This window comes from Corynebacterium sp. S5S1 (assembly GCF_001913985.1).
GTDB lineage: Bacteria > Actinomycetota > Actinomycetes > Mycobacteriales > Mycobacteriaceae > Corynebacterium > Corynebacterium marquesiae.
Genome location: NZ_MKXT01000018.1, coordinates 1 through 12,496, shown reverse-complemented (window position 1 = coordinate 12,496; position 12,496 = coordinate 1). Strand labels below are relative to the sequence as shown.

Annotated in this window: 11 protein-coding genes; 8 read left to right on the top strand and 3 right to left on the bottom strand. The window is 60.1% G+C overall.

Annotated elements, in window-relative coordinates; all coding sequences use genetic code 11:
* Positions 1 to 17 precede the first annotated feature (17 nt).
* The 7 genes from BKN05_RS07420 to BKN05_RS07390 all read left to right on the top strand — a co-directional run bounded on the left by BKN05_RS07420 (position 18) and on the right by BKN05_RS07390 (position 8,698).
* Complete coding sequence (locus tag BKN05_RS07420) at positions 18 to 3,041, top strand: DEAD/DEAH box helicase (protein WP_502686333.1); 3,024 nt, start codon at positions 18 to 20, stop codon at positions 3,039 to 3,041.
* A gap of 3 nt (positions 3,042 to 3,044) precedes the next feature.
* Positions 3,045 to 3,866, top strand: a complete 822-nt coding sequence (locus BKN05_RS07415; RefSeq protein ID WP_198492869.1) for an SWIM zinc finger family protein — start codon at positions 3,045 to 3,047, stop codon at positions 3,864 to 3,866.
* Positions 3,866 to 4,984: a metallophosphoesterase family protein gene (locus BKN05_RS07410; protein ID WP_286688317.1), complete on the top strand. Its 1,119-nt coding sequence runs from the start codon at positions 3,866 to 3,868 to the stop codon at positions 4,982 to 4,984. Before BKN05_RS07415 ends, BKN05_RS07410 begins: the two co-directional genes overlap by 1 nt.
* Positions 4,984 to 7,569: an AAA family ATPase gene (locus tag BKN05_RS07405; protein ID WP_286688316.1), complete on the top strand. Its 2,586-nt coding sequence runs from the start codon at positions 4,984 to 4,986 to the stop codon at positions 7,567 to 7,569. Before BKN05_RS07410 ends, BKN05_RS07405 begins: the two co-directional genes overlap by 1 nt.
* Before the next feature lie 5 nt (positions 7,570 to 7,574).
* The gene (locus tag BKN05_RS07400) at positions 7,575 to 8,081 is read left to right on the top strand and encodes a MarR family winged helix-turn-helix transcriptional regulator (protein WP_049378350.1); all 507 of its coding nucleotides are present in this window, start codon (positions 7,575 to 7,577) and stop codon (positions 8,079 to 8,081) included.
* Positions 8,082 to 8,086: 5 nt separating this feature from the next.
* The gene (locus BKN05_RS07395) at positions 8,087 to 8,386 is read left to right on the top strand and encodes a hypothetical protein (protein ID WP_005327602.1); all 300 of its coding nucleotides are present in this window, start codon (positions 8,087 to 8,089) and stop codon (positions 8,384 to 8,386) included.
* Between the two features lie 108 nt (positions 8,387 to 8,494).
* The gene (locus BKN05_RS07390; RefSeq protein ID WP_034668134.1) at positions 8,495 to 8,698 is read left to right on the top strand and encodes a hypothetical protein; all 204 of its coding nucleotides are present in this window, start codon (positions 8,495 to 8,497) and stop codon (positions 8,696 to 8,698) included.
* A 56-nt stretch (positions 8,699 to 8,754) separates the two neighbouring features.
* On the opposite strand, the gene BKN05_RS07385 is transcribed toward BKN05_RS07390, so the two are convergent.
* Genes BKN05_RS07385 through BKN05_RS07375 form a run of 3 tightly spaced genes read right to left on the bottom strand, consistent with a single transcriptional unit; the run spans position 8,755 to position 11,333 of the window.
* On the bottom strand, positions 8,755 to 9,921 hold the full coding sequence (locus BKN05_RS07385) for an ABC transporter permease (RefSeq protein ID WP_198492873.1): 1,167 nt from the start codon (positions 9,919 to 9,921) through the stop codon (positions 8,755 to 8,757).
* A 3-nt stretch (positions 9,922 to 9,924) separates the two neighbouring features.
* A complete protein-coding gene (locus tag BKN05_RS07380; protein ID WP_225747116.1) occupies positions 9,925 to 10,824 on the bottom strand; it encodes an ABC transporter ATP-binding protein in 900 nt (299 codons plus the stop codon).
* A 2-nt stretch (positions 10,825 to 10,826) separates the two neighbouring features.
* Complete coding sequence (locus tag BKN05_RS07375) at positions 10,827 to 11,333, bottom strand: hypothetical protein (RefSeq protein WP_286688315.1); 507 nt, start codon at positions 11,331 to 11,333, stop codon at positions 10,827 to 10,829.
* A gap of 98 nt (positions 11,334 to 11,431) precedes the next feature.
* Here BKN05_RS07375 and BKN05_RS07370 point away from each other — a divergent pair, with 98 nt between their 5' ends.
* Positions 11,432 to 12,229 carry a MerR family transcriptional regulator gene (locus BKN05_RS07370; RefSeq protein WP_286688314.1) on the top strand — a complete coding sequence of 266 codons (798 nt, stop codon included), beginning with the start codon at positions 11,432 to 11,434 and terminating at the stop codon, positions 12,227 to 12,229.
* Positions 12,230 to 12,496 lie beyond the last annotated feature (267 nt).

The window sequence follows — 12,496 nt, the reverse complement described above, 5'->3', positions numbered from 1 at the left end:
CTGCTATGCTGGCGGTTATGGCTTCTTACCTCGTGCATGGACTGTGGCTCCCCGTTACGGGACTTAGTCTATGGATTGAACAGGTAGAAGGGCACAAGATTGTCATGCCCAACGCCGTTCCTGAGGGCACCTTCCCGCCGGCGGTGGAGTCCATCTTGGCGAAGAAATCCTTCCGCAACCGAGCACGGGTATCGCTGCGCACGCCCAAGGGTAAGGATGTGTCCTTGATGGTGCCGATGGCAATGTTCGGCCCAGAAGAGGCTGTGGCGGCGCTTGCCCAAATGGAACACCTGAATCACAAGCCGCCCGCCACCATCGCGCCGGATCTCCAATGGCTGATCCATGCTTACAGCGGGCTGTGCAAGTTCGTACGCGCCGGGCGCGTGACCTTCCGGCTTGCTTACCAAGCCAATGAGTGGTTCCCCATGTGGCAGCTGGCCTCCGGCCTGGGTGAGCGCGGATGGCTTGCGGAGATGATGGCAGCTGCGCCGGGCATCTTGCACGTGAATAACCGGGCGCTGTCGGATGACCTGGCCGATGAGCTCACCCACTGGATTGCCTTCCGCGAGCTGCGGCCCGTGACGGAAGCACCGCGGCCAATGCCATGGCACGAATTCGCCCGCGCGTTGCTCGATACGCGGCCGATCCGGCGTGGACGCGCGCAGCTTTTGCGCGGGCTCAATGAGTGGAAGAATTCCATTTACGAGGTAGAGCTCCAGCTGGTCTACATCGTGGAGGAACCGCTTGACGATGACCCGGATGCAGCCAAGTGGCCGGTGCGCGTGCGGGTACGCTCGGGCACGGATTCACCGCGGCCGGTGTCGGCGCAGAGTTTGGATAGGGCGAGTGTGGAAAAGCTGCGCGAGGCTCACCGCAAAGCCGTGCGCATCGCACCCACGCTGGGGGAGACCGCGCAGCTGCCGCAGCCTGGCGACGGCGACTGGGACGTCTACCTTGAAACCCACCAGCTCACTCATTTTATTACCCACGAGGTGGATAAGCTCAAGGCCAGCGGCGTGACCGTCATGCTGCCCAAGGCGTGGGCGCAGATGGAAACTAAGGCCAAGCTGGAAACCCACGAGGCTCGCGATCCGGCCGAGGCCGCCACGAAGAAGCACATTGGCATGAATAAGCTGGTGGACTATAACTGGCGCATGTCCGTGGGCGATGTGGAGCTGACCGAGGAAGAGATGGAGGACTTGGTCAATTCCAAGTCCGGCCTCATCCAGCTGCGCGGCAAGTGGGTCATGGCCGATAAGCAGGTCGTTTCCCAAGTCTCCGGCTACATGGACGCGCTGCGGGAAAAGTCCATCGCGCGCAAGAAGAAGGAGCTCGAGCAGCTAGCCGCCTCCGCGGAAATGGCCAAGCAGCTCGACCAGCCAGGGTGGGAAGCCCTGATGGCGGACGTGGAGCGCCGCCGCCAAGAATTCAACGAGGGCGGCGAGGAGCACGAACAGGTCACCGTGGCCGAACTGCGCGAGCTGGCGTTGGAGTCCATGACCCAAGAGCCCATCGAGTTCACCGGCAGCACCTGGCACACGGCGCTGCTCGGTGGGGTGGACAAGGTCGCCCCGGAACGCGTGGATATTCCCGCATCCGTACATGCGGAGCTGCGCGAGTACCAGCGCCGCGGCGTCGACTGGCTGTATTGGATGTCGCGCAGTGGCATTGGTGCCGTGCTTGCCGACGACATGGGGCTCGGCAAAACCCTCCAACTACTCTCCCTCCTTGCAGTGGAGAAGGAGCGCGGCGAGCAGACCGGCCCCACGCTCGTGGTGGCACCAACGTCCGTGGTGGGCAACTGGGCGCGCGAGGCTCAGCGCTTCGTCCCAGATTTCAAAGTCATGGTGCAGCACGGCTCGAACCGCCCGCGCGGCGAGGACTTTTTTAAGGAGGCCAGCGAGTGCGACCTCGTTATCACCACCTATGGCACGGTGGGCCGCGACTTTAATGACATGGGCGAGGTGGGCTGGCAGCGCGTTGTCCTCGATGAGGCCCAGGCGATCAAAAACTCCGCTACACGCTCGTCCAAGGCCGTGCGCTCGCTGCCCTCAGAGCACCGCGTGGCACTGACCGGCACCCCGGTGGAAAACCGACTCTCCGAGATGCGCTCCATCCTGGATTTCTGCAATCCCGGCGTGCTGGGCACCGCCTCGTTCTTCCGCAATCACTTTGCCAAGGCCATCGAGCGCAATAATGACGAGGAAATGTCCGAGCGCCTCCGCCAGCTCACCGCGCCGTTTATCCTCCGCCGCGTCAAGACGGACCCGAATATCATCGATGACCTGCCGGAAAAGTCCGAGCAAATCCTCACCGTATCCATGACCACCGAGCAGGCCGCCCTGTATAAGGCATTGGTCAACCAGGTAAAGAAGGACCTGCAGGAGGCTACGGGCATCAATAAGCGCGGTTTGGTGTTGGCCTCGCTAACCCGTATTAAGCAGATTTGTAATCACCCCGCGCACTACTTGGGCGATAACTCGCCGGTGACGCTGAAGGGCAAGCATCGCTCCGGCAAGGTCAAAGAGCTCATGCGCATCGTGGACGAGGCCACCGAATCCGGCGAGCGACTCCTCGTCTTTACCCAGTACAAGGCCTTTGGAGATATCCTGCAGCCCTATCTGAGTGACCAGCTGGGCCGCGATATCCCCTTCCTCCACGGCGGCGTAACCAAGAATAAGCGCGACCAGATGGTGGAAGATTTCCAGTCCGAAGACGGCCCGCCGGCGATGATCCTTTCGCTCAAAGCCGGCGGCACCGGTCTGAACCTGACGGCCGCATCTATCGTCGTGCACATGGACCGCTGGTGGAATCCGGCGGTGGAAAACCAGGCGACGGACCGTGCCTTCCGTATTGGCCAGCGCCGCAATGTGCAGGTATATAAGATGATCACCGCGGGTACGCTGGAGGAATCCATCCAGGATATCTTGGACGGTAAGACGCAGCTGGCCGGCGCCGTGGTGGGCGAAGGCGAGGGCTGGCTCACCGAGCTGGACCCAGATCAGCTGGCCGCACTCATGAGCTACCGGGGGAGGGAGTAATCCATGGCCGTCAAAGGCGACGACAACGTCATCTATGCCAATTTTGGCACTCGAAAGCGGGTAAGTACCCCAGACGAAGTCAATCACGTCGACCGCAGCGGGCGCATCCTGTCCACTACGGCTTCGCGGATCGCAGCCTTTACCTCACACGGTGCGGACCGCGGCCGGATTACCCGCGGCCGTCAGTATGCCGAGGGCGGACACGTCGTAGGCCTCGAGGTGCGCAACGGTGCGATTCACGGGCGCGTGGCTGGCTCCCAGAATGAGCCCTTTGCGGTGCTCATCCAGCTGCCGTACCGCAATAACGATGATATTGCCCAGCTGGCCACCGAGTTCGCCCGGACCCCCAATTCCGTGGCCAATGCGCGCAAAGGCCTGCTTTCCGACGCCGCCTTGGACACCCTCTTTGCCCCCGAGGCCGAAGACCTGCGTCTGACCTGCGACTGCCCAGATGGCGAGTACGTGTGCAAGCACATCGTGGCGGTGGGCGATAAGCTCGCCACCCGTGCTGATGCGGACCCAGCCGTCATTTTTAATATGCGTGGTCTGGATTTTGTCCGTCTCGAGCGCATGGTCTTAGAGCAGGCCAAGACGGTCAGCCGCGAAAGCTTTACCCCGAGCGACCTGTCCGAGGAAGAAAAGAATGACATCTTCTGGAACGGCCGTGAGTTGCCGAAGCTGCCGCAGCCCAAGGTAGCCCCAGCTATCGATGACTCCGATCCGGACCTGTTGCGCAAGGCCATGCGCTCGGTTTCACACACCAATCTGGATCTCCTGCGCGCGGTATCCGATATTGAAGACCTCTACTATCACCTCTCGCACTAATGACTGCTACCACGTTTATCCACACCTCCGATTTTCAGCTGGGCATGACCCGGTGGTTTTTGAAGGGCGAGGCCCAGGGCCGCTTTAATGATGACCGCGAGGCCGCCATCGTCCGGCTGGGAGAGCTGGCTCAGGACACCGGCGCGGAGTTCATCGTCGTGGCTGGTGACGTCTTCGAGCATAATGCCCTCTCGCGCGAAATCCTCGCCCGCGCCACGGAGATGTTCAAGCGCCTACCGGTGCCGGTCTATGTCCTGCCCGGCAACCACGACCCGCTGGTGGCGGATTCGGTCTTTTATAAGGCCAGCGCGGACAATGTCCACGTCATAGCAGACTCGGAGCCCATCGAGGTCGCACCCGGCGTGGAACTGGTTGGCGCGCCGTACCTTTCCAAGCGCGCGAACCACGACTTGGTCCGCCAAGCGCTCGAACCGTTGGAGCCGGCCGCGGGCATCCGCATCGCCGTCGGCCACGGCCAGGTGGATTCCCACTCCGGCGAGGATGACGCCGATACCATCGACCTTGCTTTCGTCGAGGACTGCCTGGACCGCGGGGTCATCGACTACCTCGCGCTCGGTGATACCCACTCCACTGCGAGCCTCGGCACCACCGGCCGGGTGTGGTTCTCCGGTAGCCCGGAGACCACGGACTATAAGGAAACGAGTACTGGTGGCGGCGAATCCGATTCCGGCAATGCGTTGGTGGTGCGCGTGGGGGATAAGGTGGACGTCGACAAGCGCCGCATTGGCCGCTGGACCTTTGAAGCCCTCGACGCTGCCGTGGATTCCGCCGAAGACGTGGACCGCTTCCTCGCGCGCTTGGGCGAGTACCCGGATAAGGTGCGCACGGCCGTGAAATATAGTCTGCGCGGAACGCTCGGGGTCGAGGCGCATGCCCGCCTGCAGCGCGGCCTGGATGAGTACGAGGCCGTATTTGCGTCCCTGCGTCCGCGTGAGCGCACCATGGACCTTTACCTGGAACCCAGCGAAGAGGAATTGGCTAGCCTCGATATTTCCGGCTACGCGGCCGAGGCGCTGCATGAACTATTGGATAACCGTGAGGATCCCGTCGCGCGCGATGCCGCCAACCTGCTATTCCGCCTGGAGGGACAGTCCTAATGCGCATACACCGCCTAGAACTCACCAATGTCCGCGGTATTGAGCACTTGGCCCTCGATGAGCTGCCTGAGACCGGCGTCGTGGTCATCCACGGCGAGAACGAGGCAGGCAAGTCCACCATCGTGGAGGCACTCGATGTGGTGCTCACCGAAAAACATAGCGGCCGCTCCAAGCGCATTCGCGCCCTGCAGCCGGTGGGCAAGGACGTTGCCCCGGAAGTTACGGCCGAGCTGAGCGTGGGAGAGTACCGCTTCCGCATTGCCAAGCGTTGGCTGTCTAAGAAGTCGTGCGAGCTGAATATTTCTTCCCCACGGCCGGCGCAATTTACCGGCAGCCAGGCCGACGATGAACTGGAGCGTATCCTTTCAGAACACTTGGATCGCTCGCTTGTCGACGCCCTCTTTATGCGCCAAGACGACACCGGCGAGGCCATCTCTGCCGTCGGCATTCCTAGCCTCACCCGCGCCTTGGAGCGCGAATCGGGTCTTGCCGAAGAAGAGGTCTCCGGCGATGATTCCGCGCTCTTGGCCCGCGTGGACAAGGAATACCAGCGCTACTTCACCGCGGCGAAGGGTAACCCGGCCGGCGAGTACAAAGAATCTGCCGAAGCCCTGTCCCGCGCCGAAGAAGAATACGCAGAGGCTACCCGCGTACTGCGCGAGCTCGACTCCGTGGTTGAGCGCTATGAGCAACTCGAGCGCGACCAAGCCGCCGCCCAGTCCGAACTTCCCGCTGCGCAGGCCGATCTCACTGACAAGCGGTCTCGGGCCGAGGAAGCCGCGACCGCGCAGGCCAAGCTGGACTCCCATAGAGCCACGCTCGAGCGTGCCACGGACGACCTCGCTCGTGCGCAATCCGCAGTCACCGAGCGCGCCGAGCTCGTCACCGCCGCTGAGGAATCTGCCAGGGTCACTGAGGCTGCCCAGTACAAGCTCACCGCCGCGCAGGACAAGGCTAAAGAGGAGGCCGAGGAGAAGGAAAGATTAGAAAAGCGCTTGGCGGAGGCCAAAGAGGACTATGCCGCGGCTCGTAGTACGCTTAAGCAAGCGCGCCGCCAGCAAGATAAGCAGAAATTTGAGCAGCTCAGTGCCCGGCTAGAATCGCTTGACGCCCTTGCCGCCGAGGCGGATCAAGCCCGCGCCGTCATTGCGCAGCGCGGCCGCGAGGTGACCGCGGCCGATATCACCGGTTTGCATAAGGCGGACTCGGCCCTTTCGGTAGCAGAGCGCCTGCACGAGGCTGCGGCCGCCAAGGTGCATTTTTCTGGGCCGGCGGGTTCTACCATTCGCGTCGATGGCGAGGACGTCGAGGTGGGGGAGGACACCGCCGTCGAGCTTGTCGATTCCCGCGTAATCACCATCGGCGATATCACCGCCCGCTTCTCGGCCGGTTCCTACTCGGCCGAGGACACCCAGCGCGATGTGGAACAGGCCCGCACCCGGCTGCACGATCTGCTCGATACCTTGGGCGTGGGTTCAGTGGCTGCGGCCGAGGAAGCCCATGAGACGCACCGTGCGCAGAACGATGCCCTCGATGCGGCTACCCGTGCGCTTAGTGCCGAGCTGGGTCCAGATGACTTGGCCGGCTTGCGCTCCCAGCATTCCGCGCTGGCTGAAAAAGTCGCGGACCTTGAAGATACCGCCGAGGTAGACCTTCCTGCCGCTGAAGCCGCAGAGGAAGCCGCGAGCGAAAAGGTCGATGCGCTCGACCGCGAGCTTATGCCGTATCGCGAAAGCCGCCTTGCTCACGAGGTGGTGCGCCTAGATGCCGAGCTAGACGCCGCCCGCGAAAATGCGCAGCGCGTGACTCGAGACCTTTCCTCCGGGCGTGAACGCGCCGCTGACGGGGACCTGCGTGCCGAGGTTATCCGCCTGGAATCCGTAGTGGCGGACCTGCGTGGGCAACTGGATCAGATGGAAGCTGTGGACCTTAAGACCGCCAACTCCTTGGTGGAAGGCGCGCAATCCCATCTGGATTACCTCACCGAACGCATACAGCGCTGCGAGGTGGACCTCGGCCGGCTTTCTAGCGAGGTGAACTTCCACTCCGGTGCCGCCGATCGCGCACAGCAGGCCACCGCGGCGGTAGAGATGGCTCGGGCGGTGTACGAGAGCGTCGACAAGCGCGCCCAAGCAGCCCGTTACCTCCGCGAAATATTGCTCAAGCACCGCGATGCCGCCCGCCAGCGCTACGCCGCGCCCTTCGTGGCTGCGCTCTCACAGTTGGCGCGCACTGTTTATGGTGGCGAAATCACCTTTGAACTCGATGAAGATCTACGTGTCATCGCTCGCACTCAGGACAATGAGACGGTAAGTCTGGCTAGCCTTTCTGGTGGTGCCCGCGAGCAATTGGCCATCCTCACCCGCTTTGCCATTGCACAATTAGTGGGGGCGGAGTCGGTACCGGTCATCGTCGACGATGCGCTGGGTTCTACTGACGCGCACCGTCTGCAACTAATGGCCACGCTCTTTTCCCATGTCGGCCGGGATAATCAGGTATTGGTCTTTACCTGCATGCCAGAGCGCTACTCCCGGGTGCCGGGACGCGACGAGCGCGACATAGCTTCCCTCAAAGGGGTAATCTAGGTCCCATGCCTTATCAAACTCGCTGGTTAAACGACGAAGAACAGGAGCTATGGCGCCTGTTGCTTGCCGCTGTGCGCAAAATAGATAGGGGAATGGATGAAACGCTGAAAGCCGGCGGGGAAGTCTCTGCCTCCGAGTTTGCCGTCCTAGTCGCTCTTTCAGAGGCGCCCGAACAGCGCCTGCGCCTGCGCGAGTTGTGCACGCAGCTGGAGTGGGACCGCTCCCGCGCCTCCCACCAAGTAACCAGGATGGAAAAGCGCGGCCTATTGTTTAAGGAACCGGACGAGGACGATGCCCGCGGTATCAATGTGTGCGTAACGCACGCCGGTTTAGAACACCTACGCCGCGCCGCGCCCGAACACGTGGAATCGGTGCGGCGCATGGTCTTTGATCACTTGCAGCCCGAGGATATCCCGGCGCTTAAGCGCTTTTTCACCGGAGTTGTGCAGGTGACTAACTTGCCAGGCTACGAGGGGTATGTGCCGGATTCACTACTACACGGAAAGGATTAAGCTCCATGATGGGCCAAGAGCTCTTTGAGCACCCAAAAAAGCAATATAAAACCTACGGCATCACCGCGCTGGAGGAGCTTAGCCCGCGAATCGGCGACCCCGAGGCACACTTGGAGGATACGGCTAGCGCAGAACAAGTCGCCGCCATGGAAGAGGCGCTAGAGGCGTACCCAGACTCCGCGCTGACCTACGACCAAGACACCGAGCTGTGGATCGTAGGCGCGGAGGAAGACATCGAGCGCATGCTCGCTGATCGCGAGTCTTTCGTAGAAGCGCTGCTTAATAACGAGGACCCGGGGATCTAGAGTTCGGACTTCGGCGTCAATCAAAAGTGCGAGGAATGCGGCCTTGCGGGCACTTAACTGTTAAGATATCCGTAGTTAATCCTCGGTGGATCGAAAGGTTTTATCATTATGAACGAGCGTGAGGCTCAGGAACAGCGCGAAGCAGCAGCTCGCGATAAGGGCAATGGCTGGGTTCCCGTATTCCTTCAGTGGATCCCTTCCATGCTGCTAGCCGTAGTGATGTTGGCTGCCATGTTCTTCGGTATGTACTACATCGAGCACGGCACCTTGGACATCACCCAGCCGATCACCAACGAGTTCATTACTCAGTAGCTTCGGCACATAGAAGAATCCGGCTCCCCCTGCATAGGGCGGGGAGCCGGATAATTTTATTTGCCCAGGGCTTGGCGCCAGGTCATCTTGCGGCCATTGTTCAAAATGGCGCGGCGGTAGATGCGACCGACCAGCACGATAATCAGTGCGGTCACCACAGCCATGAGCACATAGCTAGCTAGCAAGCCCAACCAGCTGAGGTTGCCCCCGGCCACCTGCATCGGAGCGACCAGCATGGACACCGGCGGCAACCAGGTCATGACTTGCATCCACGTGGCATCCAAGTGCATCCAGCCGAACATTGGTACATACATGGTGGCAAAGACGAGGAACAGGATAGGTGCCTGCGTGGACTGGAGATCCTCGGTGCGCTGTACCATCGAGCCGGCTGCAGCGTAGAGGCTGCCAAAGAAGAGCAGGCCTAGAATCTCGCCAACGAGGAGGACGGCTACCAAGCCGTAGTCCAGCTCGAAGTCACCAGCCAAGCCGGTTGCAGCAAGCGAGATTGCACCGCCGCCCAGGATGAGGAGGGTGGCCAAGAAACCGATGATGGTATTGCCCAAAATCTTGCCGGCCAAAAAGTCCACCGGGCGCACGGAAGACAAGATAATTTCCACCACGCGGGAGGACTTTTCCTCCGTGACGCGGCCACCAATTAAGCCGGCGAAGGTCATGACGGAAAAGACGACCACCATTGCGGCAATGAGGACCGTGGCTACGCCGGCCATCTTTTGCTCCGTGTCGTCCTCTTCTTCTAAGTTCACCTGATTGACCGTGGTGGACGGGGTAGCCTTTTCTAACTCTTGCGGGTCAATATTGAGCTTATCCAGCGCCGTTACTTGTGCTTGAGAAGCAACGATTTGGTTGACGGCGGTAGTTACCGCGGCAGGCGTATCGCCCTTGCTGAGGAGATCCCAGCCGTCGTTCTCTGCCGGTACTAGGGCGGCATCGGCCTCGTCATTTTCCACCAATTGCTGGGCTTCCGCGCGGTCTTTTGCCTCTGTGGCATCGATACCGGAATCATCAAAGGCAGACGCTTCCATGCCCACGATGGCTACGGAATCCGGTTCGTCATCGCCGCTGAAGAAATTGATAGCAATGGGTGCGATAATGGCGCCGAGGATAAGCAGCAGCATTGTGCCCACTACCATCTTCGACTTCAGTGCGACTGCCATTTCACGCTTGGCTACAACCCCGATGGTCTTCATTGCGGAATACTGCATGGCTTAGGCCTCCTCATTCTGGTTGTTGGTGACGACGTCCTGGAAAAGCTCGGTCAGGTCTGGGATCTTGCGGCCGAAGGAATGCACCGGGCCTGCGGCAAGGGCTACCTGCAGGATTGTCTGATCATCTACGGCGGGATCGGCTTGGAGCACTACGGCATCGGCAGTTTCTGCCACCAGCTCTGTACCTTCCGGATACCAGCCGCGCGCTGGGGTAGCAACCTCGAAGCGAGGCGGGCCTTGGCTGCGCAGCTTATCGACGCCCCCTTCAGCCACCATATGCCCCTTCGTCACAATGCCCACGCGGTCACACAAGCGCTGCACCAGGTCCAACTGGTGCGAGGAGAAAATGACGGGCACCCCGCGGTTGGCGCGCTCGCGCAGCATGTCTGACATGACGTTGACCGCAACGGGGTCTAGGCCGGAGAAGGGCTCGTCCAGAATCAGCATGTCAGGATCATGGATAAGGGAGGCCGCCAGCTGCACCCTCTGCTGGTTGCCCAAAGACAGGTCATCGAGCTTATCGTTCATGCGCTCGCCCAGCCCTAACTGTTCAAGGAGCTCAGTGCCGGCGCGCCTGGCGGCGGGTTTATCCATTCCGTGCAGGGTGCCGAGGAAGACCAGCTGGCTAAGCAACGGTTCTTTTCCATAGAGGCCGCGCTCTTCCGGCATATAGCCAATGCGGCGGCGATTATCGTCATTAATTGGGGCGTTATCGAAATAGACTTCGCCGGAGTCTTTCGCCAGCACACCAAGCGCAATGCGCATGGTGGTGGACTTTCCGGCGCCGTTGGATCCGACGAAACCGAAGATTTCGCCGTCACTAACGCTAAAGGTCATATCCCGCAGGGCTTGAGTCTCCCCGAAGGACTTATTGAGGTGGTCGATGGTCAAGGTGGGCATGTTTAGTCCTCCGAGTTCTGGTTGAAGGTCAGTGCGTAGCCGACAGCGGGCAGGGTGGCAGAGATGAAGTAACTAAAGAGCAGGTAGTAGCCAGCTCCAAGCAAATATTTGGTGCCAATGGTGCCGGTAATGCCTCCGCCTAGGAACCAATTTCCTACGAGGAGGGTGACAAGACCGCCGGTAAAAAGTAGGGCGGTAGACAGCTGGAAAGCCTTGCGGCGCCACTGGTCGAGGACCTGGGCCTCGTACTCATCAAGAGAGGACAGCGGCTTGCGGTCTTGGGAATCAATGGATACCCGCAGAATGGTCCATGGAATGCAAGAAAACACCATTGTTATAGACATTCCCAACAGTGCCCAATAAGAAGAAAGTGCCAATGCGAGGATGAGGAAAATCGCAGATACAGCTACGCAGCCATACATTGACGCGATTAATCCACGGGTGGGGCCGGGACGGCGGAACCGTTTGGCGCGGATCGTTGTTGAAACTGGGGCGTCGTTTGCTGTCATGCACCGAAGTGTTGCATAAACCCAACACTCTGGCAAGAGATTCTGCAAATTTTTTCTGGCCTTGACCCTGACGCAGCGTGAGGCGCGACAATGTAACCATGGACGACATCGATGAAGTTCTTTATACCGTTGGCGAGGTAGCAGCGCTTTTTCGCATTACGGTGCGCACCTTGCATCACTGGGAAGCGCAAGGCTTGCTGTCTCCCACGTGGCGCAGCTGGTCCAATTACCGGCTCTATACCGAACAGGACTGCGCCCGTGTGCAGAAGATTCTGATCTACCGCGCTACTGGTATGAAATTGACCGATATTAAACAGCTGCTAGATGGCGGGGCCTCTGATTTAGAACATTTGCAGAGGCAAAGAGAAAGCCTGCTCGCACAGCGCGACAGTCTTACTGACATGCTGGCAGCAATTGACACTTTGATGGAGGATGCAATGAATAACCGAAAGCTCACCACTGAAGAAATTGGGCAGATTGTCGGCGATGCCAACTTCGCCGCGCATCAACAAGAAGCCGAGGAGGCCTACGGACCCAGCGAGGACTGGGCTATGTATCAGCAGCGCACTGCCGGCTGGTCGGAGAAGAACTGGAACGATGCTCAAGCCGGCGTGGCTGAGGTGGAAAAAGAACTTGCCGAAGCTGTAGCGAGCGGTAAGGCACCGGATTCGGAGGAGGCGCAGGGGATCGTCGAAAAGCACCGCGAAGCATTAAGCGCCTTCTTTCCCGTCACGCCGGCAAAGCACTTCTTAATCTCGCGCGGCTACGTAGCTGACGAGCGCTTCCGTGCTCACTATGAGGCGCAGCAGGAGGGGTTGGCGCGGTGGCTGGCAGACGCGATTGAGCATGCAGCAAAGGCACAAGGGGTGGATACCGCAAACCCGGAGTGGAAATAATTAGCGGGCCGGAAGATAAATAAGCCGCTGACCACCAGAAAGATCAAGTGGTCAGCGGTGAATGTGTCCCCGACAGTGTCTGGTTCGGAGACATCGTTCCGCATGTCTCATAAGATCGTTCCGGTCTAACCAGCACCAATGTCTCACCACATCGTTCCGGTAGAAGTCCCTGAAGCTAAAACTGCCCAGAAACGGTAAAAAGCGATGTCTCGAGACATCGATCCTCCATGCTTTAAAAATGGAGCAGAAATCAAAACCAAGCCCAAA